Source organism: Microbacterium sp. NPDC089190, from assembly GCF_040701795.1.
Classification (GTDB): domain Bacteria; phylum Actinomycetota; class Actinomycetes; order Actinomycetales; family Microbacteriaceae; genus Microbacterium; species Microbacterium galbum.
Genome location: NZ_JBFBHF010000004.1, coordinates 177,522 through 198,431, shown reverse-complemented (window position 1 = coordinate 198,431; position 20,910 = coordinate 177,522). Strand labels below are relative to the sequence as shown.

Genomic DNA, 20,910 nt, shown 5'->3' with positions numbered 1-20,910 from the left:
CAGACCCCGGGCCGCGACATGCGGGCGGTGCAACGACGTCACAGGCGCGGACGGAGGATGCGCGCCCCGAGCCCGGCTCGCTCGAGGTGGGGGTCGCTGCGGTGCCGACGGTGCGCCGCGGTCTCCCCCGCGAGCCGGGCGGCGAGCCGTGGCCGCCGGCATCCGCCTCGCCGGGAACGCCCTCCACGGGATCCGCTCGGCGCAGCGGGATCGCAGCGGAGACGCCCTCCCCCGCGGATCCGGTGCTCGCCTCCGATGCCGTCGAACCCTCGGGCGGTACCAGCGACTCCGACCCGGCCGCCACGCCTCCGGTGACGGATGCCGCGACCGGAGGTGTGCGCCGTGGGCTCCCGCGCACGCCGGGCGGCGAGCCCTGGCCGCCGGCACCCGTCGCGGTGGGCACGCAGCCGACGCCGGAATCGGGCCGGAGCGACGGGATCGGATCGGGGGCGTCCGCGGGGCCGACGTCGCGGCAGTCGTCCGAGCCCGGCGTCGTGTCCGCGACGGAGACGGCCGAGCCCGGGGCGCGCGCGACTCCCGCACCCCTCATGGCCTCCGCGCCCTCCGCGCCCGCGGCCCCGCGCCCTCCGCTCACCGTTCGCCGCACCGTCTGGCCCGGAGCCGCCGCGCGCCGAGCGGCCGCGGGACGCGACGCCGTTCCCGGAACGGCCGCCCGCGCGGCATCCGTCCCCGCCGGTGGCGCGGCCCGGCCGGCCTCGGCGTGGTCGCCCCCGGCCGCTCTGCGCGACTACTCGCCCGTGCAGCTCCTCGGCTCGGCCGCCGTGCTCGGCGTCTTCGCCCTCGCCCTCGTCGGCATCGTGGTGCTGCTCGCGCGTTTCGTGCTCGCGCTCGGGCCCGGGCGGGAGTTCCTCGCGGCGTTCCCCGGCGAGTACCCCCTCCCCGCATCCGCGCCCGTCGGTCTGCCCGCGTGGCTCAACTGGTCGCATTTCCTCAACAGCTTCTTCCTGCTGCTGATCATCCGCACCGGCTGGCAGGTGCGTCGCGAGAAGAGACCCTCCGCCTTCTGGTCCCCGCGGAACAACCGGAAGCGGCGCATCAGCCTCGCCCTCTGGTTCCATCAGGCGCTCGACATCCTGTGGATCGCGAACGGCGTGGTGTTCGTCGTGCTGCTGTTCGTCACCGGGCAGTGGATGCGGATCGTGCCGACCTCGTGGGAGGTGTTCCCGAACGCCCTCTCGGCCGCGCTCCAGTACGCCTCGCTCGACTGGCCCACCGAGAACGGATGGGTGAACTACAACAGCCTCCAGCAGCTGTCGTACTTCGCCGTCACCTTCGTCGCCGCGCCCCTCGCGATCGTCAGCGGCGTGCGCCTGTCGGGCGTCTGGCCGAAGGGTGCCGAGAAGCTCGACCGGCTGTACCCGGCCGAGTGGGCGCGGAAGGTCCACTTCCCGACGATGCTCTTCTTCGTGGCCTTCATCGTGGTGCACGTCGCCCTCGTGCTCGCGACCGGCGCCCTGCGCAACCTGAACCACATGTACGCCGCCCGCGGGTCGGTGGACCCCGAGGCGTTCACCGGCGACCCGACCGGACTGCTGATCTTCGCGGCATCCCTCGTCGTGATGGCGGCGGCGTGGATCGCCGCGCGCCCCGCGGTGCTCGTGCCGATCGCCCGCCTGTTCGGCGAGGTGAAGCAGCGCTGACGCCGCGCCCCCCGCGCCCCTGTCGCCGAGACCGCACCCGGTCGCCGAGACATCACCGGTCGCCGAGACCGCACGGGATCGGCAGCGAACGCATGCGGTCTCGGCGCGACCACGCGGTCTCGGCGGAAGCCCGCGACCCGTGAGGAGGCCCCGGGCCCCGGCCCGGCGTGCCCTCAGACGCGCGCGCGGAGGCCGGCGACGATGAGCTCCAGGCCGAACGCGAAGTCATCGCCGGCCAGGCCCGCCGGTGCGCCGGCGGAGCCCGCAGCGGCGATGCCGGAATCCGCGGCGGCGCTGCCGGAACGCGCGGCGGTGCGATCGAGACCCGCGTCAGCGAGACCGGATGCCGCGGCGAGATCGGGACGCGCGCCCGCGCTGTCGTACTGCAGGCGCTGCTGTTCGTGCCAGACGAATCCGAGCACGTAGTGCAGCACGGTCGTCGCGACCCGACGAGCGGTGCCGGCGTCGAATCCGGCGTCGACGACGGCCGACGACAGGCGCTCGACCGCGACGGACGACCCCAAGCCCATGGCGAGCGTGCTCGAGACCACCTCGGCGCCGTCGCGATAGGCGAGCAGGGCGTCGCGAAGGGCGTGCGCCTCGCGGACGAGATCGACGGCCGGGCCGGATGCCATCCGCCCGACGATCCGATCCGAGAGCTCTGCGAGGAGTGACTGCTTGTTGGGGAAGTGCCAGTACAGGGCGCTCGGCTGCACCTCGAGCGCCGTCGCGAGGCGACGCATCGTCAGGTCGGGAAGGCCGTGGTCGTCGAGGATGCGCAGGGCCGTGCGGGCGACGTCGTCGGCGGAGTGTCCTCGAGGTGCCATGGGGATGAGTATAGTGAACGCCGTTCAGGTGAACACTGTTCAGGAAGGCTCCCCATGACTCGCACCCTCGACGCCACCGACCTCGCCCGCGTCGCCGTCTTCGCCGCCCTCATCGCCGCGCTCGGGCTCCCCGGGAGCTTTCCGGTCTTCGGCGGCGTGCCGATCACCGCTCAGACGCTCGGCGTCATGCTCGCCGGTGCCGTGCTCGGCCCCTGGCTCGGCGCGCTGTCGGTGACGGTGCTGCTCGCCCTGGTCGCGGTCGGTCTCCCGCTGCTCGCCGGGGGGCGAGGCGGGATCGGCGTCTTCTTCGGCCCCACCGCCGGATACGCGCTCGGGTGGATCCTCGGCGCGATCGTCATCGGCCTCCTCGTCCACGCGGGAGGTCGCCGCCCGGTCGTCTGGCGCACCGCCCTGGCGATGCTGGCCGGCGGCGTCGGAGCGATCTACGCCCTCGGCATCCCCGTCCAGAGCCTCGTCACCCGACTTCCGCTCGGGGAGACCGCCCTCTCCAGCCTCGTCTTCGTGCCCGGGGATCTGCTCAAGGCGGCGCTGGCGACGGTGGTGGTGACCGCCCTCGTGCGCGCCTACCCCCGCGGCTTCCGTCGGGACTGGCGCGAGGCGGCCCCTGCGCCGGTCGCGGTCGGAACCACGGCGTGAGCACGATCCGCTGCGACGGGCTGTCGGCCCGCCTCGGCGGTCGCGAGGTGCTGCGCGACGTCACGCTCGACCTCACCGCCCGCACCATCGCCGTCGTCGGCGACAACGGTTCGGGCAAGTCCACGTTCGCGCGGCTCGTGGCGGGCCTCCTCCCGCGCTCGGCGGGAGAGCTGACCGTGCGGGGCCTCGATCCCGATCGGGATGCCGCCGAGTTGCGCCGCCGCGTCGCCCTGGTCCTCAGCAACCCCGACGCCCAGATCGTGATGCCGGTCGTCGCGGACGACGTCGGGTTCTCGCTGCGCACCGAACGCCTGTCGAAGGCGGAGCGCGCGGAGCGGGTGGCCCGCGCCCTGGCGCGATTCGCGCTCGCCGACGTCGCCGATCGGCCCGCGCACGACCTGTCCGGCGGGCAGAAGCAGCTGCTGGCGCTGTGCGGCGCGTTCATCCGCGAGCCCGACCTCGTCGTCGCCGACGAGCCCACGGCGTTCCTCGACGCCCGCAACGCGCGCCGCGTCGCCGGCCACCTCCTGGCCGACACCGGGCACGCCCTGATCCTCGCGACCCATGACCTGGCCCTCGCGCGACGGTGCGATGCCGCCGTGCTGTTCGCGGAGGGGTCCGTGAGCGCCGCGGGCGCGGCATTCGACGTGGTGGACGCCTACGAACGGGCGCTGAGGTGCTGAGCCTCTACCGGCCCGGCGGCGGCATCCTGCACCGGTTGCCCGCGGGCCCCACGATGCTCCTGCTCGCGATCGTCGCGCTCGGGCTGGCGTCGCTGCCGAGCGCGGCGTGGACCGCCGCCGTCTGCGGCGGAGCCGTGGTCCTCGCCTATGCCGTGTCCGGCCTCGGAGTGCTCGAGCTGGGGCGGCAGCTCCGAGGCCTGCGCTGGATCCTGGCGATCACCGCGACCGGCCAGCTCGTCTTCCTCGGCCCCGAACCCGCGTCGGCGAACACGGCGCGCGTCGCGGCGGCGCTGCTCATCGCGGCCCTGCTGCCGCTGACCACCCGCGTGGACGACATGCTCGACGCCCTCGAGCGCGGCCTCCGCCCGCTCCGCAGGATCGGGATGGATGCCGACCGCGCGGCGCTCCTGCTCGCGGTCACGATCACGACGGTCCCGGTCCTCGCGCGGCTGGCCGCCGAGGTGCGCGAGGCCCAGCGCGCCCGCGGCATCCGGCCGTCGCTGCGCGCGGGCATCCTCCCCTTCGTCGTGCTGTCGCTCCGGCACGCCGACCAGCTCGGCGAGGCGCTCGCCGCCCGCGGGGTGCGCTGACGTCGCCTCGTCCTCGCCGACGGCGTGGTTCGAGCGACTCGGCGCCCCGCTACGCCCCCGCCGCGCGGCCCGCCGCGAAGCCCTCGGCGTAGGCCTCGTCGGCGCCCTGGCGGAACATGTCGCGCACCGGGTCGCGCACGATCGAGCGCGCACCGGGAAGGTCGAGGTCTCCGACGAGGTCGGCGCGCCCGCGCACGATCGCGACGGGCCGGCGCGCGGCCTTTCCCTTGACCAGATCAGTGGCGGCGGCGATCTCGTCGGCCACGCACGGCAGGGTCACCACGAGGGGGCGGCCTTCGGCATCCACCGTTCCGCGGAGGTCTTCGAAGACGTGGATGCCACCGGCCCCGATCGCGTGATCGGTCTGGCCCTCGCGCCAGGCGCGGCCGAGCGTGTCGGTGATGATCACGCCCACGTGCGCGCCCGTCGCCGCGCGCAGCCCGGTGGCGAGGGCCCGCGCCGAGGCGTCGGGGTCGACGGGCAGCAGCAGCACGGTGCCCTCGGGGGTGTTGCTCGCGTCGACGCCGGCGGCGGCCGAGACGATGCCGAGGGGGTTCTCGACGATGCGCGTCACATGTCCGGTGGGGGAGGTGCGGGAGGCCACGAGGCGCACGGTCTCGCGCGTGATCGCGTCTTCGCGGTCGGCGGCCTCGATGATGCGCCCCTCCGCCTTCGACACGATCTTGCTCGTGACGACGACGATGTCGCCGTCGCGCAAGGGTCCGTCGACGGCATCCAGGATCACCCCGACGAGGTCGTCGCCGGGGGTGATCTCACGGATGCCGTCGAGGGCCCAGATCTGCAGCACGATCAGCGGACGAAGCGCACCTCGGTGAGCTCCTCGCCGAGGAAGGGCTCGGTGTGCGAGGCGCCGTCGAGAGCGAAGCCGTTGCGCGTGTAGAAGCGGTGCGCGCGGGGGTTGTCCTCGGCGACCCAGAGGTACAGGCCCTCGCCCTCCTCGACGGCGGCGTCGAAGAGCTGCTGGCCGATGCCCGTGCCGTGGTAGGCATCGAGCAGGTAGATGAAGTACAGCTCGCGCTCGCGCGGGGCGTCGTCATCGCGCGCCGGACCCGAGCCGACGAAGCCGACGATCTCGCCGTTCACGAGGGCGGCGTGCATGCGGTATCCGTCGCCCTGGGCGGCCCAGTGGGTCCAGAGCTCGGCCATGCGACGCGGGGAGACGGCCTCGAGGGCCGCCTTGCTGATGAGGTGGTCGTAGGTCTCGTGCCAGCAGGTGGCGTGCACGCGGCCCAGGGCCTCGGCATCCACATCGCGCACCGGACGGACGACGATGTCGGTTCGGGTTTCCGCAGTCATGGCGCGACTCTACGCGCGGGCACGGCGGAGGTGAAATCGGGGTGAGCGCGCGAGGCGATGGGGTAAGAGAGGCGTCTGTCCGGCGCGGTGTGCCACGATGCGCGGGTGCCGGATCGTCGCTCGTTCACCCCCGTCGAGGCCCGCATCGACGCGGTCGCGAACCGTCTGCTCGCCGGCGCGCCCACCTCGGGGGCACGGGCGCGGGCCGTGGAGTTCGCCGTCTTCGTGCTCAAGCAGGCGTGGGCCTGCGTGTTCGGGGCGGCCTTCCTGGTGGTCGTCCTCGCGGCGAAGCTCTGGTACCCCGACGGCGCCGCGCTCGCCCGCAACGACGCCCTCACGATCGCCGCGGTGCTGATCCAGGTCGCCATGGTCGCCGGTCGCCTCGAGACCCTGCGCGAGCTGCGGGTCGTCGTGCTCTTCCACGTCGTCGGTACCGTGATGGAGCTGTTCAAGACCGACGTCGGGTCGTGGATGTACGCCGCCGACGGCGTGCTGCGCCTCGGCGGGGTGCCCCTGTACAGCGGGTTCATGTACGCCGCGGTGGGCAGCTACATGGTCCGCGTGTACCGGCTGTTCGACCTGCGCTTCTCGCGGTACCCGCGACGGTGGCTCACCGCCGTGGTCGCGGCGCTCGTCTACGTCAACTTCTTCTCGCACCACTGGATCGTCGACCTGCGCTGGGGGCTCGTCCTGGCCGTCGTCGTGCTGTGGGGCCGCACGACCATGCACTTCCGCTTCTTCCGGGGGACGTTCCGCATGCCGCTGCTCCTGGCGTTCGCGGGCGTGGCGCTGTTCATCTGGCTCGCCGAGAACATCGCCACCTACGCGGGAGCCTGGCTCTACCCCTCGCAGGTGGGCGGGTGGCATCCGGTCGACGCGTCGAAGCTGTCGTCGTGGTTCCTGCTCATGATCGTCTCGGTGGTGCTCGTCACGTGGGTCTATCCGCCGCGCAGGCCGGATGCCGAGGAGCCGACGCCTCAGGGATCGACCGGTCATCCTGTGGATATGTGACAACGCAATCGCCGATCCGTCGTCGACTCGCTACGCTCGCCCCTCGTGAACGTCCTCTGGCGCACGCTTCTCGTGCTCGTCCGTGCCCGCCGTCGTCTGCGCCGCGAGGGGCCCATCGATCCGAACACGGTGGCGCGCCTGCGCATCCGCGTGCTGCCGACCGACATCGATCTGCTGCGCCACCTGAACAACGGGCGGTATCTGTCGCTGTTCGACCTCGGGCGCTGGGACCTGCTGACCCGCGCCGGACTGATGTCGGCGATGACGACGCAGGGCTGGTACGCCGTGGTGGCGGCTGAGACCATCACCTTCCGCCGCTCGCTGGAGCTCTGGCAGCGCTTCGAGCTCGAGACGCGCCTGATCGGGCACGACGACCGCGCCGTGTACCTCGAGCACCGCGCGCTGGTGAAGGGCGAGATCTACGCCCGCGCGATCATCCGGGCACGCATCCTGCGCCGCACCGGCGGGACCGTCCCGCACGACGAGCTCTTCGCCGCCGTCGGTCGGCCGGAGGGGCTGCCCGACATCGAGTCGTGGGTGCACGACTGGGCCGCGGGTTCGTCGCTGCCGTCGACGAAGCGCCCGGCGCCGAGCGTCTGGAGCTGAGCGCCGACCCCGCAGCCGCCGCCGAGCGGCTCAGCGACCGAAGCGCGCGTCGAGCCAGGCCACCTGCTTCATGAAGTGGCGATAGCCGCCGCCCTCGTGCCCGTTGTAGCGGTAGACCTCGATCGCGGTATCCGTGGATGCCAGCGCGTGGAACGACGCGAAAACGCCCGAGGGCAGCACGACGTCGTCCATCAGCGCGACCGAGAACAGCGCGGGAGCGGTGATGCGGCGGGCGAGGATCGCTCCGTCGACGTAGGAGAGGGTGCGCAGCACCGCGTCCTCGGCATCCCGGTGGACGGACAGGAACCGCGTGATCTCGGTGAAGGGGGCGAGGGGGGTGCGCACGATCGCCGACGGGAAGTCCGCGAGGAACGGCACGTCGGGCAGGAGCGCGGCCACCGCCTCTCCCGCCAGCGCCGCGGCGGCGATCGAGAGTCCGCCGCCCTGGCTCCCGCCGGTCACGGCGATGCGCGAGGCGTCGACGCCCTCCATCCGCGAGACCTCGTCGACCAGCCGCACGGCGTCGGTGTACAGCCGGCGGTAGTAGTAATCGCGGGGGTCGAGGATGCCGCGGGTCATCACGCCCGGGAAGGCGGCGGCCGATCCGTGCGGATCGGGGGTGTCGCCGACGCTCCACGTCGACCCCTGGCCCCGGGTGTCCATGATGACGTGGACGTAACCCGCCGTCGCCCAGGCGGTCTTCTCGCCGGGGAGGCCGCGTCCGCCGCCGTAGCCGATGAACTCGACGACCGCGGGCAGCTCCTCGTCGCCGTGCGGGCGCACGACCCAGCCGCGGATCTCGTCTCCGCCGAAGCCGGTGAAGGTGAGGTCCTGCACGCGGAGGGCTCGGACGGGCGACGCGACCTCGGCCAGCCGCAGGGGGCGAGCGGCCGCCCGGGCCTCGGCGAGCGTCTCGTCCCAGAACGCGTCGAGGTCGTCGGGCGCGGTGAGCGCGGGACGGTACTCGCGGAGCAGCTCGAGGGGAAGGTCGGTGAAAGTCTGGGCCATGCGGATCTCCGTCGATGTGGGGGCTGCACCGACAGTAGCGAAGGAGACGATCCGGTGCCCGTCACGGTGTCATCGCATTGCGGCCGGTCGTGCGCGGGTCGTCATCCGAGTGGTGCGCGTCGGATCCGCCGCTTGCGCGGCGGGCCGCCGGGATGCCACGCGCGCGATGCCTAGGCTGGCGCTCATGAGCACGAACGACCCTCGCGCCACCGGTCCTGCGCTCTCCTCCGACGTCGCCGAGCGTGCCGCAGCGCGGATCGCCGCGTTCTCGCCGCGCCCCGTCGCCCCCGCCCGTGGCGGCGACCTCGCCACCGACGCGGAGGCCGCGGACTTCACCGCCGCAGCCGTCGACGGCGTGCTCCGGCCCGAGAGTCTCACCGCGTCGGCCGCGGCCCTGCACCGCCTGGCCGAGGTCGTGCCCTCCTCGCTCCCGTGGTTCGTGCGCGGGGCGCTCCAGCTCGGCGGCGCGGTCGCCCCGGTGATGCCCACGCCCGCCGTGCCCCTCGCCAAGCGCGCCCTGCGCGATCTCGTCGGCTCCCTCGTCGTGGACGCGCGTCCCGAGCGTCTCGCCGCCGACCTCGCCGCGCTCGCCACCGAAGGGGAGACCCCCGATCTCCGCCTGGTCGGACCCGCCGTCCTCGGTGACACCGCCGCGCGACGTCGGCTCGACGGCATCCGGTCGCTCGTCTCCCGCGACGACGTCGAACGCGTCTCGCTCCCGCTCGCCGACGCGGTGGCGGGCCGGTCGGCATGGGCTTTCGACGCCGAAGTCGAGCACGCGGCCGAGCGCGTCCTGCCCCTGTTCCTCGACGCGCTCGCCGCCGGCACGCACCTCACCCTCGTCGTCCGCGACCGCGCCGAGCTCGACGTGACCGTCGCCGTGCTCACCCGCGTGCTCGAGGAACCGCGTCTGACCGGCATGCGCGCGGGCATCGCCCTCCCCGTGGCCGTCTCCGAGACGGTCGAGGCCGCGCGGGAGCTCGCGGCGTGGGCACGGCAGCGCACGCACGATGCCGGCGAGCGCCTCACGGTGCGTCTCGACGACGCCCCGATCGAGACCCCGGATGCCGCGACCTCCGCCCGCCACGGATGGCAGGCGCCCGCGGTCACCGCGCGCGACGACGTCGACGCCGCCCTGGTGCGCGTCCTCCGCGAAGCGCTGAGCACGCGCGCCCGCGACGGCCTGCGGGTCGAGGTCGCCACGGCCGACCCGGAGCGCGCCGCCCTCGCCCTCGCGCTCGGCGATGACGCCGGTGCCGAGGTCGCACTCGTGCTGCCGCGGGCCACGCCGTGGATCCCCGACGCCGCCTGCGTCCGGGCGGTGGCGGTCGTGCACCCCGACGACCTCGACGCGGTCGCCGCACCGCTCGCCGCTGCCGCCGCCGCGATGGTCGCGACCACTGCGGGGCTCCCGCCGGCTGGGCCGACCAGCGCCTCCGGCGAGGCGTCGGGCGACGAGGACGAGCCCGACGCCGCGACACCGGAGACCGCCGCGGTCGCCGCCCGCGCGCGCCGCGCGCTCGCCGGAGCCGACGCACCGCCGCCCGCGGGCCGCCTGCCGCTGCGCGACGTCGCGCCGGAGCCGGCGATCCTGCGCGACCCCGCCGATGCCGACGCCGACGACCCGGGTCTCACGCAGGCCGTGCTCGGCATCGCGCGCGAGGCCGCGGCATCCGAGGACACCTCCGCCCTGGGCCCCGACGTGCAGCAGATGCTGTTCGGCGGGCAGGCGTTCGTCGACACCGCGGTGTTCTCGGCACGAGAGAGCGCGGAGCTCGCCGGGGGAGCCGCGGGCTTCCGCAACAGCGCCGACACCGACCCGACGGTCGCCGCTGACCGCTCCTGGGCCCTCGCCGTGCTCGACCGCGTCGGCGGCTCGACCGCGGGAGATGCGACGGCCGCCGCGGGGCGCATCGACGACGAGAGCGGCCTCGACGAGGCCGTGACGCGCGTGCGCACCGGTGCCCATGTGTGGGGCGCGTTGGCCGCCGCCGATCGCTCGGCGGTCCTGCAGGCGGCGTCGCGGACGCTCGCCGCTCGCCGCGCCGAGCTGATCGAGGTGCTCGCGTCGGAGGGTGGCGCGCTTCTCGCCGAAGCCGACGCCGAGGTGAGTCAGGCGGTCGACGCCGCCGCGTACTACGCCTCGACGGCGAAGGAGCTCGACCGGGTGCCGGGGGCCGTGTTCGTCCCCGATCGCCTCACCGTCGTCGCGCCCCGGTGGAACGCCTCGGTGGGACTGTGCGCGGGCGAGACGCTCGCCGCCCTGGCCGCGGGGTCGGGCGTCCTGCTCACGCCCTCGCCGCGGGCGCGCCGCGCGGGGGCGGTCGTCGCCGACGCGCTGTGGGCGGCGGGGGTGCCGCGCGACGTGCTCGCCTACGTCGACCTGAACGAAGACGCCTCGGGCCGGGCGCTGATCGCCCACCCGGGTGTCGACCGCGTGCTGCTCTCCGGTGCCCGGACCACGGCCGAGCGCTTCGCCGCCTGGCGTCCCGCGCTGGCGATGCAGGCGCTCACCGCCGGTCGCAACGCCGTGATCGTCGCGCCCTCCGCCGACCTCGACGAGGCCGTGGCCGACATCGTGACCGGCGCCTTCGCGCGGGCGGGGCAGGCGGCCACCGCGGTGTCGCTCGTCATCCTCGTCGGTGCGGCCGCGCGCTCCGCGCGGTTCACGGACCAGCTGAAGGATGCCGTGTCCTCGCTGCGCGTGGGACCGGCCGACGACCCGCTGTCCGATGTCGGGCCCCTGGTCGAGGAGCCGACAGGCGAGGTGCGGCGTGCCCTGACCGTGCTCGGCGACGGCGAACGGTGGCTCGTCGAGCCGCGGGAACTCGACCTCGGTCCCGAGACGGCCGGGCGGTTCTGGTCGCCGGGCGTGCGCACGGGGGTCACCGCCGGGTCGCACCTGACCCGGGCCGCGGTGGCGGCTCCGGTGCTCGGCATCCTGCACGCCCCCACCGTGACGCGGGCGATCGAGCTGCAGAACGCGATCGGCTCGGGTTTCGTCGCGGGGCTGCACACGCGCGATGCGGCCGACCTCGACCTCTGGCTCGACACCGTGGAAGCCGCCGTGCTGCGGGTGAACCGCGCCTCGACGGGCGCGGTGGTGCAGCGCGAGCCGATCGGCGGGTGGGGCGAGGCGGCGGTCGGCAACGGTGCGATGTCGGGCGGGCCGAACCGGCTCGTGACGCTCGGCTCGTGGCGGCCCTCGACCGGCGGGGCGTCGTCGTCGACGCTGCACCTGCGCGGACTCGACAGTCGCATCACCGCGCTCATCGAGGCCGCGCAGCCGACCCTGTCGTACGAGGCGTTCGACTGGCTCCGCCGCGGAGCGCTGTCGGACGCCGTGGCGTGGGATCGCGAGTACGGCCGCGTGCGCGACGTCTCGCGGCTCGGCGTCGAACGCAATCTCCGCCGCTACCGTCCGGCCGACGTGGCCGTGCGGGCGACGGCCGATGCGTCGTGGCAGGCGGTGCTGCGCGTGCTCGTGGCGGCGGTGCGATCGGGCTCGACGTTCTCGCTCAGCACGCCGGTGGGGCTCCCCGCGGCCGTGCGGCACCTGCTCGGCGAGAGCGAGATCGCGGTGTCGGTCGAGAGCGACCAGGAGTGGCTGCAGCGCCTGGCGGGTGGCATCCCGGATGCCGAGACCGGCGGCGAGACGCCGATCGTCGCTCCGCGGCCGGGGCGTGTGCGCCTGGTGGGTCCCGCGGCGACGGTCGAGGCGGTGCGCGCGGCGGTCGCCGAGACGGTCGGCGCCGACGTGTCGCTCACCCTCTACGCCGACGAGGTGACGACGGCGGGTCGCCTCGAACTGCTGCCGTTCCTGCGCGAGCAGGCCGTGTCGATCGGCGCGTTTCGCTTCGGCCGCGTCGACCCCTGGAGCGCCGAGGTGATCTGAGGCGCGCTCTCGCTGCGCCCTGGGCGGCCCCTGCCCGGTGGTCGAGGTCACGGGATCTCGCCGAGGTCACGGGTCGTGGCGCGCGTGTTCGCCCAGGTCGCGTGGTCTCGCGCCGGTGCGGGGCGCGAGCGCGCGACCGGGGCGTGCGCCCGCGGCGGCGCCGGCCGTGGGGTGGTTTCGAAAACCCTGGGCGGCCGCGACGCGGGCGGGTAGCGTCGGAGGCCGAACGCGAGGAGCACCGATGACCGCTGCCCGACTCACCGTCGACCCCCGTTTCCCGATCGGCCCCGTGCGCCGCCGGCTGTTCGGGGGGTTCGTCGAGCACCTCGGCCGCCACGTCTACGACGGCATCCACGAGCCCGGCCACCCCGAGGCCGACGAGCAGGGCTTCCGTCGGGACGTCCTGGAGCTCGTGCGCGAGCTCGGGGTGACGATGATCCGCTACCCCGGCGGCAACTTCGTCTCGGGCTTCCGCTGGGAGGACAGCGTCGGACCGCGAGACCGGCGCCCACGCCGCCTCGACCTCGCGTGGCACTCGACCGAGACGAACGAGGTCGGCTTGCACGAGTTCGCCGATTGGCTCGACAAGGCCGGCAGCGAGCTCATGCTCGCCGTCAACCTCGGCACGCGGGGCACGCTCGAGGCGATCGACCTGCTCGAGTACGCCAACCTCCCCGGCGGCACGGCTCTGTCGCAGCAGCGCATCGACAACGGCCGCGAGTCCCCGTTCGACGTGCGCGTGTGGTGCCTGGGCAACGAGATGGACGGCCCGTGGCAGCTCGGCCACCGCTCCGCCGACGACTACGGCAAGATCGCGGCCCGGACAGCGAAGGGCATGCGACAGCTCGACCCGTCGATCGAACTCGTCGTGTGCGGATCGTCGGGCGCCCAGATGCCGACGTTCGGAGATTGGGAACGCGAGGTGCTGACCCACACCTACGACGACGTCGACATGATCTCGTGCCACGCGTACTACCAGGAGCACGACGGCGACATCGACTCCTTCCTCGCCTCGGCGGTCGACATGGACCGCTTCATCGACGCCGTCGTCGCCACCGCCGACCACGTCGGCGCCGTGCGGGGCAGCGCGAAGAAGATCGACATCTCCTTCGACGAGTGGAACATCTGGTACATGGACCGCGTCGAGTCCGTGAAGCCGACCGCGATCGACGACTGGCCCGTCGCCCCGCGCCTGCTCGAGGACGTCTACTCGGCCCTGGATGCGGTGGTCTTCGGCAGCCTCATGATCTCGTTGCTCGCGCACGCCGACCGCGTGGCATCCGCCTCCCTGGCCCAGCTCGTCAACGTCATCGCGCCGATCATGACGGAGCCCGGCGGCGCGTCCTGGCGGCAGACGACGTTCTTCCCCTTCGCGATCACGTCGCGGCTCGCGCGGGGAGAGGTGCTCCGCCCGCAGGTCGAGGCGCCGACGATCGAGACCGCGAAATACGGCACCGTGCCCGCGGTGGATGCCGTGGCCACCCACGACGCGGAGACCGGGGAGAGCGCCCTCTTCCTCGTCCACCGCGGGCGCGGCGACGCGGTCGAGCTCCGGATCGACGTGGCAGGTCTCGGAGACGTCGAGATCGTCGAGGCGCACGTGCTGCACGACGACGACCCGTACGCGAGCAACACCCTCGACGACCCCGAGCGCGTACAGCCCCGGACGCTCGAGACACGCTTGACGGACGGCATCCTGCACGTCACGCTCCCGCCCATCGCGTGGGCCGCGTTGTCGCTGCGGCGGGGATGACCGGCACAGACCCACGCTCACGATCTCAGCGATCCGCACGAACTCAGCCGTCTCGAGAGGGAAGCGGCTGAGGGTGTGCGCATCACCGAGGTGCACGCGGCGGACGGGCCTGGCGCGTCGCTCACCGCGGTGACACGCGGAACGCCCACCCCGCGGCATCCCGGATGCCGGCGAGGACGGGCGTTCCGGCGGCGTCAGGCCAGCTGCGCGCGGCGCTCCGCGAGCTGATCGAACGTCGCGAACGACTCGGCGATCGGGCTGCCGGTGAAGTGGCCGACCCAACCGTCGTCGTCGTGGAAGAAGCGCACGCTGACGTAGTGGGGGGAGGTGCCCATGTCGAACCAGTGCGTGGTGTTCGCCGGCACCGAGATGAGGTCGCCCGCCTCGCAGTACACCGCGTGCACCTTCTCGTTCGCGTGCAGGTAGAACACGCCCGCCCCCTTGGCGAAGTAGCGGTCCTCGTCGTCGTCGTGCGCGTGCTCCGAAAGGAACTTCTCACGGAACGGCGTCTTGAGGTCGTCGTAGTCGGCCTGCGCGGGGTCGAGGGCGACGACGTCGACGAGGGTGTACCCCTCGCGCTCCTTGACCTCTCCGATCTCGTCGGCGTACAGGGCGAGCACCTCGTCCTGCGAGGCGCCGGGGCCGACGTCCTTGACCTCCCAGCGCGAGAAGCGGGCGCCGAGTCCGGCGAGGGCGTCGCGGATCTCGGCCTCGTCGGTGGTCTCGAGGACGGGTGTGCTCGGGTCGGTCTCTTTCCAGACGGTCAGCAGGGTCATGGCCGCTCCTTTCGTGGGGTGTTCTCGGTGGGGTGGATGCCGGGCTCAGCGCGTCGCGACGGCGAAGCGCAGCAGCCACTCGGTGATCTCGAGGTGGCGACGCGCCGCGGCCACGTCGCTGCCCCAGGCGTACATGCCGTGATTCGCCACGATGAGCGCGGGCACCTCGGGCACCTCGGGGGTGGCGGGGCGGTACACCTCGTCGAACCAGCCGGCTTCGACGCTCATGTCCTGGTGGTTGCGGATGACGGGGATCGTCACGGTCTCGTCGTCGGCGAGGTGGCCGATGCCCTTGAGCATCTCCATGTCGCGGATCTCCACGCCGCCCGGCCAGCGGTGCCCGGCGACGACCGCGTCGAACGCGTGCACGTGGAACACCGCGTTCGCTCCGGTGCGCGCGGCGATATGGGCGTGCAGCCCGGATTCGGCCGACGGGGGACGAAGGTCGTCGGGGTCGATCGCCCGGCCGTCGGCGTCGATGAGCACGACGTCGGCGTCGGTGAGCAGCGACTTGTCGAGGCCCGAGGCGGTGACGGCCAGCACGAGCGGCTCGCGCTCGACGACCACGGAGAGGTTGCCCGAGGTGCCGCGCATCCAGCCGTATCCCGAGAAGCGGGAGGCTTCGGCGGCGAGGGCGGCACCGGCCTCGCGGACGCGGTCGAGGGAGGGGAGCGCGGTCATCGGGTCACCTCGATCTCGTCGAAGGATGCCACGGCGGGCGCGGCGAAGTCGGCCCCGGCCCACGGCTCGCCCGCGCGGTCGAGGGCGATCACCTGCCAGCCGGCCGCGAGGGCGGCCGAGACCTCGTCGGGGTGGTCGGTGAGGAAGAGGGCGCGTTCGGGGGCGACGCCGAGGGCGGCGGCGATGATATCAAATGACGCGCTCTCCTTCTTCGGGCCGGCCTTGACGGTGTCGAAGAAGTCCTCGACGAGCGGGGTCAGATCTCCTTGCGGCGCGTGGCGGAACCACGGCACCTGCGAGGCGACGGAGCCGGAGGAGTACACGGCGAGGCGGATCCCGGCCTCGTGCCACGCGTGAAGACGCGGGGGCACGTCGTCGAAGAACTGGGAGTGGATCTCGCCCGCGGCGAATCCCTCGGCCCAGATGATGCCCTGCAGGGTCTTGAGCGGGGTCGACTTGACGTCCTGCGCCATGAGGCCGCGCAGCGCCTCCGCGATCTCGGCGTCGGAGGCATCGGCATCCAGGCCCGTCTCGGAGATCGCGTCGGCGCGGGCGTCGCGCACGGTGTCGTCATCGCGGCCGAGCACCTCGTCGAGGCGCGGGCGGGCGTAGTCGTAGAGGTCGCCGAGGATGAAGCCGGCGGCCGAGGTGGTGCCCTCGATGTCGAGCACGACGACGTCGGCGGTGGCGGAGATGGTCACTGGGAGTTCTCTCTTTCGGGGGCGGGGGAGAGGAAGGATGCCACGGCGGCCGCGGCGAGGCGGGAGTGCTCGACGACCACGTCGTCGGAGGCTCCGGCGATGTGCGGCGTCAGCGTGACGTTCGGCAGGCGCAGCAGCTCGTCGTCGCCGGCCGGCGGCTCGTCGTGGAACACGTCGAAGCCGGCACCGGCGATGCGCCGCTCGCGGAGCACCTCGAGCAGCGCGTCGCGGTCGACGAGGGCCGCGCGCCCGGCGTTGACGAGGTACGCGTCGGGGCGGAGGACGGCGAGCTCGCGCGCGCCGATCAGCCCGGTCGTCTCCGGGGTGAGCGGCACATGCAGCGTGACGATGTCGCTCGAGGAGAGCAGGTCGTCGAGGTCGAGGTGCGCCACGTCGTCACCGAGGGCGCCCGGGGCGAGGAAGGGGTCGTAGACGGCGATGCGCATGCCGAAGCCCTGCGCGCGGCGCACCACGCGTCGTCCGACCGCACCGCCGCCCACGACGCCCAGCTGCCGCCCCGACAGGCCGATGCCGCGGAACCGCGCGTAGGGCTCGAACACGTCGTCCGCACTCCAGTTGCCTTCGCGCAGCCACGCCGAGGCGGCGGGCACATGACGCACGGTCGCGAGCAGCAGCGCGAGGGTGAAATCGGCGGTGACATCGGCGTTGCGACCCGGAGTGGTGCGCACCTCGACCCCGCGGGCGGCGCAGGCGGCCAGGTCGACGTTGGCGGGGTTGGCGCGGCAGGCGACGACCAGCGACAGACGCGGGGCCGCAGTCAGCGCCGCCTCGTCGATGCGGTCGAGCTCGGCGATGACGACGTCGGCCTCGGCGAGGATCTCGGCGAAGACGGGGTCGGCGGCCGCGCGCGCTCCGAGCGACTGCCCCGTCTCGGCCTCGGATGCCGTGGCGACGTCGCCCGGCAGGTCGGCGGCGATACGTGGATCGAAGGGGGCGGTGATGACGATGCGGGTCACGCGGGGGTCCTCTCGGGGGCGGGGACGTCGACGACGGTGGCGTCGAGGTGGGCAGCGGGGGCTGCGGCGTCGACGCGCTCCGCGGCGATGAGGGACTCATCGGGCGTCGGCGCTCCGACTCCGTCGGCGTTCGCGGCCGTTCGCGCGAGCGCCCGCAGGGCCGGCCACTCCGGGCGCAGTGCCGCGCGTACCCGTGCGAACACATCGCGCGCCGCCGAGAGGGCGGGCGACGCGCGAGGTGCGAATTCGACGCTGCCGACGGGGAACACCCGCACCGCCGCCTCGAGGTCGGGGGCCAGGCCCGCCGCGACCACCGCGAGCGTCGCCGCTCCGCGCGCCCCGACCTCGGGGTCGGCGGTGCGGACGATCGTCCGCTGCGACACGTCGGCCAGCAGCTGGCACATCAGGTCGCTGCGCGCGCCGCCGCCGCACACGGGGACGCGATCTCCCGCGTCGAGGAGATCGAGGCACTCGGCGACCGAGAAGGCGAGTCCCTCGAAGACGCTCCGCAGCAGCTGTGCGGGGGTGGTCGCGACAGTGGTCCCGACCCAGGATGCCGAAGCCGCGGCATCCACGAACGGTGCGCGCTCGCCGCTCGGCGAGCCGTACGGGAGATACACGACGCCGCCGCTGCCGTCGGGCGCGGTGCGCGCGAGACGCTCGAGCTCACTCCACCCGCGGTCGGACAGGCCCAGCGTGTCGCGCGCCCAGTCGAGATTGGGCGTGCCGACCATCGACGACAGGGCCTCGAGCACCTGGGTGCCGCGCCCGGTGGGGATGAGGATGCCGATGCCGCTGTCGGCAGCCGCCCGGTCGACGCGGTTGACGGCCACCGTGGCGGTCGTGCCGAGCACGACCCAGCCGTCCTGATCGGAGAGGGCGCCGAGACCCACGGGGCACGCGGCGGAGTCGACGAGCCCGACCGCGACGGGGACGCCGGCGCGCAGCCCGAGTTCGTCGGCGGCGGACGCGGTGAGGGCGCCGCCGCGCTCGTGCGGGGCGCGGACGGGAGCGAGCAGATGCGCGAAGCGGCGGTGGCCGAGCGCGTCGATCATGTCGTCGGAGTAGGCCAGGGTGGCGGGGTCGAGGTAGGTGCGCGACGCCTCGGAGGGGTCTGTCGCGATCTCGCCGGTGAGGCGCTGGCGCACGGCGTCTTTGCAGTTGAGGTGGTGCGCGGCACGGGCGAGCACGTCCGGCTCGGTATCGGCGAAGACGTCGAGCAGCACCGGAAGGGTGCCCGGGAAGCTCGCCGATCCGGTCGCGGAGACGACCGCGGCATCCCGTCCGTCGTGCTGCCACGCCGTGACCCGGTCGGCGCCTCGACCGTCGAGCCACAGCGCTGCCGGACGCACGGGACGACCCTCGGCATCGACGAGCCACGCGCCGTCGCCCTGGCCGGTCACGCCGACGGCGACGACATCGGGGCCCGCGCTGCGGGCCTGTGAGAGAGCCTGCCGGACGGCGCCGACCACGGCCTCCCACACCAGGTCGATGTCGCTCTCGGCCCCGCCGTCGGCGGTGCGCACGACGGCGACCGAGCGGTGCCCGGCGGCGAGGGTCTCCCCCTCGAGCGAGTACAGCACGGCCTTGACCGCCGTGGTGCCGGCGTCGATGCCGAGCACGGCGGGGGTCATGCCCCGCCTCCCGGAGTGGTGTCGCCGAGCCTCGGACGCGTCGCCGTCGCGGCTCCGGCCGGCGCGACCTCTTCTGCGGGGGCGCCGTGCGGGCGCCTCGCCGCGGGCTTGCGCTCGGCGGCCGCCCGCGCGCGCTGCGCGACGGTGTAGGCCAGCACGAGCGCGACCAGCAGTACCACGCCCTGCACCGCCGCCTTGACGTTGAAGTCGAGACCGAGCAGGTCCAGCCCGTTCGCCAGCACGCCGAGGAACAGCACCCCCACGACCGTGCCGGGCACGTTCGGGCGCGAGCGCGGGTGCATCGACGCGCCGATGAACACCGCGGCGATGGCGTCGAGCAGGTAGCTGAACCCCGCGAGCGGGGTGTACAGCCGCAACGACGCGCTGAGCAGGATGCCGCCCGCCGCGCACAGCACGCCGGCGCCGACGTACACCAGCACGCGGATCCGTCGGGTGCGCAGTCCCGCGACGACGGCCGCGCGATCCTGCAGGCCCATCGCCTGGATGCGCACGCCCGCCGGCGTGCGGTGGAGCAGAATGCCGATCCCCACCGCGGCGATCGCGGCGATGATCACCGGCACGCCGATCCCCAGCACATCCCCCGAGCCGAGGAAGGTGAAACCCTCGGGCGCGGCGCGGAAGCTGACGCTGGCGCCGCCGTTCGTGCCGATCTGCTGGGCGCTGCGGCCGATGAAGAACGTGCCGAGGGTCGCGAGGAAGGGCGTGACGCCGAGTCCCACGATGAGGAACGCGTTCAGTGCGCCGATGAGCGCCCCGCCGAGCAGACCGAGCAGGACGGCCACCGGCCACGGCATCCCGAACGACATCATCGACACGATCGCGAACCACGCGCCGAAGTCGACGGCCACGGCGGCCGACAGGTCGATGCCGCCGGAGGACACCACCACGGTGAGGGCGAGGGCCACGAGCACCAGGATGGCGACGCCGTCGAGCACGTTGAGCAGATTGCTGGGACGAAGGAACGCGTCGCTCGCGACCGAGAAGAACACGATCAGCAGCGCGAAGGCGGCGACGAAGCCGTAACGGGTGACGGTCGCCGCTGCGGAGCCGGCGACGCCGGACCACCGCGGGCGGGGCGCGGGGATGCTCACGCGCGGGCCTCCTCGTTCTTCCGGGCGGCGGCGGCGGCCACCACGAGCAGGATCAGCACGCCCTTGAAGCCGTCGACCCACGCGTTCGCGACGCGCGACAGGATCAGGCCGTTCGACAGGAGGGCGACGAACAGCGCGCCCAGCACGGAGCCGAAGACGGTGACCGTGCCGCGCCGCGTGAAGGCGGCGCCCAGGAACGTCGCGAGCACCATGTCGACCATGAGCCGCTCGTCGATCCCGGGGCTGCTGCCGGAGCCCCGCGCGATGAGCAGCAGGGAGCTGAGGCCGGCGACCGCGCCCGCGATGACGAACGTCGACATGATGTAGCGCCGGGTTGGGATGCCGGCGAAGGTCGCGGCATCCCGATTCCCGCCGACGGCCTGCAGACGGAGGCCGTACGGCGTGCGCGCCATGACGAAGACGAGCACGGCGGCGACGAGGAGCATGAGCACCGCGGCCAGGGGGATGCCCGCGACGCGCGTGTCGCGCACCGCCACGACGAGGGGATCGGCCACATCGATGCGGCGATTGCCGCTGACCACGCGCGTGATGCCGACGACGGCGACGTAGACGGCGAGCGTCGCGAGGATCGACGACAGCCCCACCCACCCGACCAGGACGGCGTTGAGCAGGCCGAACGCCGTGGTGACCAGGATGCCGAGGGCGAAGGCGACAGCGAACGGGGTGCCGAAGGTGGTCAGCTGATCGCTCACGATCGCGGTGGCGAGCGCCGCGGTCGCGGGGATCGACAGATCGATGCCGCCGACCACGACGTCGTCGCCGCCCCCGATCACGACGATGGCGAGACCCATCGCCACGAGGGCCACGGGGGCCGCCTGCGTGAGGCTCGCCGTCACGTTGGCGACGCCGAGGAAGCCCTTCGCCGTGACGGCGAGGTACACGGTCATCGCCAGCACGACCAGCAGTGGGCCGCGGCGGGCCAGCAGGCTGCGCACGCGCGGGACGAGGGCGGGGCGCTCGATGGTCGCTGCGCTCACGCGGCACGTCCTTCGCTCGGTCG

At 73.7% G+C, this 20,910-nt stretch carries 19 protein-coding genes; 8 read left to right on the top strand and 11 right to left on the bottom strand.

The window, feature by feature from the left end; genetic code table 11:
* The first annotated feature begins 101 nt into the window (after window positions 1-101).
* Window positions 102-1,661 (top strand): cytochrome b/b6 domain-containing protein, encoded by a 1,560-nt coding sequence (locus AB0230_RS14320; RefSeq protein ID WP_366376424.1) that lies wholly within the window; start codon window positions 102-104, stop codon window positions 1,659-1,661.
* A gap of 173 nt (window positions 1,662-1,834) precedes the next feature.
* Here the strand turns inward: AB0230_RS14320 and AB0230_RS14315 are convergent, their stop codons facing one another.
* Window positions 1,835-2,488, bottom strand: coding sequence for a TetR/AcrR family transcriptional regulator C-terminal domain-containing protein (locus AB0230_RS14315; protein WP_315994388.1), 654 nt, complete (start codon window positions 2,486-2,488; stop codon window positions 1,835-1,837).
* Window positions 2,489-2,542: 54 nt separating this feature from the next.
* Here AB0230_RS14315 and AB0230_RS14310 point away from each other — a divergent pair, with 54 nt between their 5' ends.
* From AB0230_RS14310 to AB0230_RS14300, 3 genes are read left to right on the top strand one after another with little or no spacing between them, the layout of a single operon-like run.
* A complete protein-coding gene (locus AB0230_RS14310; RefSeq protein WP_315994389.1) occupies window positions 2,543-3,145 on the top strand; it encodes a biotin transporter BioY in 603 nt (200 codons plus the stop codon).
* Window positions 3,142-3,828: an ABC transporter ATP-binding protein gene (locus tag AB0230_RS14305; protein WP_315994390.1), complete on the top strand. Its 687-nt coding sequence runs from the start codon at window positions 3,142-3,144 to the stop codon at window positions 3,826-3,828. Before AB0230_RS14310 ends, AB0230_RS14305 begins: the two co-directional genes overlap by 4 nt.
* On the top strand, window positions 3,822-4,418 hold the full coding sequence (locus AB0230_RS14300; RefSeq protein ID WP_366376421.1) for an energy-coupling factor transporter transmembrane protein EcfT: 597 nt from the start codon (window positions 3,822-3,824) through the stop codon (window positions 4,416-4,418). Before AB0230_RS14305 ends, AB0230_RS14300 begins: the two co-directional genes overlap by 7 nt.
* A gap of 49 nt (window positions 4,419-4,467) precedes the next feature.
* On the opposite strand, the gene cofE is transcribed toward AB0230_RS14300, so the two are convergent.
* Complete coding sequence (cofE, locus tag AB0230_RS14295) at window positions 4,468-5,226, bottom strand: coenzyme F420-0:L-glutamate ligase (protein ID WP_366376419.1); 759 nt, start codon at window positions 5,224-5,226, stop codon at window positions 4,468-4,470.
* A gap of 2 nt (window positions 5,227-5,228) precedes the next feature.
* Window positions 5,229-5,735 carry a GNAT family N-acetyltransferase gene (locus AB0230_RS14290; RefSeq protein ID WP_315994393.1) on the bottom strand — a complete coding sequence of 169 codons (507 nt, stop codon included), beginning with the start codon at window positions 5,733-5,735 and terminating at the stop codon, window positions 5,229-5,231.
* Between the two features lie 105 nt (window positions 5,736-5,840).
* On the opposite strand from AB0230_RS14290, the gene AB0230_RS14285 reads away from it, so the two are divergent.
* A complete protein-coding gene (locus AB0230_RS14285; RefSeq protein ID WP_315994394.1) occupies window positions 5,841-6,746 on the top strand; it encodes a DUF817 domain-containing protein in 906 nt (301 codons plus the stop codon).
* Window positions 6,747-6,791: 45 nt separating this feature from the next.
* The gene (locus AB0230_RS14280; RefSeq protein WP_363389000.1) at window positions 6,792-7,352 is read left to right on the top strand and encodes an acyl-CoA thioesterase; all 561 of its coding nucleotides are present in this window, start codon (window positions 6,792-6,794) and stop codon (window positions 7,350-7,352) included.
* Window positions 7,353-7,382: 30 nt separating this feature from the next.
* On the opposite strand, the gene AB0230_RS14275 is transcribed toward AB0230_RS14280, so the two are convergent.
* Window positions 7,383-8,360, bottom strand: coding sequence for an acetylxylan esterase (locus AB0230_RS14275; RefSeq protein ID WP_366376416.1), 978 nt, complete (start codon window positions 8,358-8,360; stop codon window positions 7,383-7,385).
* 184 nt (window positions 8,361-8,544) lie between these two features.
* Here AB0230_RS14275 and AB0230_RS14270 point away from each other — a divergent pair, with 184 nt between their 5' ends.
* Window positions 8,545-12,255 carry an aldehyde dehydrogenase family protein gene (locus tag AB0230_RS14270; protein WP_366376414.1) on the top strand — a complete coding sequence of 1,237 codons (3,711 nt, stop codon included), beginning with the start codon at window positions 8,545-8,547 and terminating at the stop codon, window positions 12,253-12,255.
* A gap of 241 nt (window positions 12,256-12,496) precedes the next feature.
* Entirely contained in the window at window positions 12,497-14,008 is a 1,512-nt protein-coding gene (locus AB0230_RS14265) for an alpha-L-arabinofuranosidase C-terminal domain-containing protein (RefSeq protein WP_366376412.1), read from the top strand.
* A gap of 194 nt (window positions 14,009-14,202) precedes the next feature.
* Here the strand turns inward: AB0230_RS14265 and AB0230_RS14260 are convergent, their stop codons facing one another.
* Genes AB0230_RS14260 through AB0230_RS14230 form a run of 7 tightly spaced genes read right to left on the bottom strand, consistent with a single transcriptional unit; the run spans window position 14,203 to window position 20,887 of the window.
* Window positions 14,203-14,784, bottom strand: coding sequence for a cupin (locus AB0230_RS14260; protein ID WP_315994399.1), 582 nt, complete (start codon window positions 14,782-14,784; stop codon window positions 14,203-14,205).
* A gap of 45 nt (window positions 14,785-14,829) precedes the next feature.
* Window positions 14,830-15,465 (bottom strand): methylthioribulose 1-phosphate dehydratase, encoded by a 636-nt coding sequence (gene mtnB, locus AB0230_RS14255; protein ID WP_366376410.1) that lies wholly within the window; start codon window positions 15,463-15,465, stop codon window positions 14,830-14,832.
* Window positions 15,462-16,166 carry an acireductone synthase gene (gene mtnC, locus AB0230_RS14250; protein ID WP_315994401.1) on the bottom strand — a complete coding sequence of 235 codons (705 nt, stop codon included), beginning with the start codon at window positions 16,164-16,166 and terminating at the stop codon, window positions 15,462-15,464. Before mtnC ends, mtnB begins: the two co-directional genes overlap by 4 nt.
* Window positions 16,163-17,143 (bottom strand): NAD(P)-dependent oxidoreductase, encoded by a 981-nt coding sequence (locus AB0230_RS14245; protein WP_366376408.1) that lies wholly within the window; start codon window positions 17,141-17,143, stop codon window positions 16,163-16,165. The genes mtnC and AB0230_RS14245 overlap by 4 nt, the downstream gene beginning before the upstream one ends.
* Entirely contained in the window at window positions 17,140-18,777 is a 1,638-nt protein-coding gene (locus AB0230_RS14240) for an FGGY-family carbohydrate kinase (RefSeq protein ID WP_315994403.1), read from the bottom strand. Before AB0230_RS14240 ends, AB0230_RS14245 begins: the two co-directional genes overlap by 4 nt.
* Window positions 18,774-19,889, bottom strand: coding sequence for an ABC transporter permease (locus tag AB0230_RS14235; protein ID WP_366376406.1), 1,116 nt, complete (start codon window positions 19,887-19,889; stop codon window positions 18,774-18,776). The genes AB0230_RS14240 and AB0230_RS14235 overlap by 4 nt, the downstream gene beginning before the upstream one ends.
* A complete protein-coding gene (locus tag AB0230_RS14230; RefSeq protein WP_363389027.1) occupies window positions 19,886-20,887 on the bottom strand; it encodes an ABC transporter permease in 1,002 nt (333 codons plus the stop codon). Before AB0230_RS14230 ends, AB0230_RS14235 begins: the two co-directional genes overlap by 4 nt.
* Between the last annotated feature and the right edge of the window lie 23 nt (window positions 20,888-20,910).

What these genes read in the sequence shown, in the direction of transcription:
- AB0230_RS14265 (WP_366376412.1), top strand. Translation starts at nt 12,497, where the DNA reads ATGACCGCTGCCCGACTCACCGTCGACCCCCGTTTCCCGATCGGCCCC.
- mtnB (WP_366376410.1), bottom strand. Translation starts at nt 15,465, where the DNA reads ATGACCGCGCTCCCCTCCCTCGACCGCGTCCGCGAGGCCGGTGCCGCC.
- AB0230_RS14270 (WP_366376414.1), top strand. Translation starts at nt 8,545, where the DNA reads ATGAGCACGAACGACCCTCGCGCCACCGGTCCTGCGCTCTCCTCCGAC.
- AB0230_RS14310 (WP_315994389.1), top strand. Translation starts at nt 2,543, where the DNA reads ATGACTCGCACCCTCGACGCCACCGACCTCGCCCGCGTCGCCGTCTTC.
- AB0230_RS14275 (WP_366376416.1), bottom strand. Translation starts at nt 8,360, where the DNA reads ATGGCCCAGACTTTCACCGACCTTCCCCTCGAGCTGCTCCGCGAGTAC.
- AB0230_RS14290 (WP_315994393.1), bottom strand. Translation starts at nt 5,735, where the DNA reads ATGACTGCGGAAACCCGAACCGACATCGTCGTCCGTCCGGTGCGCGAT.
- AB0230_RS14315 (WP_315994388.1), bottom strand. Translation starts at nt 2,488, where the DNA reads ATGGCACCTCGAGGACACTCCGCCGACGACGTCGCCCGCACGGCCCTG.
- AB0230_RS14260 (WP_315994399.1), bottom strand. Translation starts at nt 14,784, where the DNA reads ATGACCCTGCTGACCGTCTGGAAAGAGACCGACCCGAGCACACCCGTC.
- AB0230_RS14240 (WP_315994403.1), bottom strand. Translation starts at nt 18,777, where the DNA reads ATGACCCCCGCCGTGCTCGGCATCGACGCCGGCACCACGGCGGTCAAG.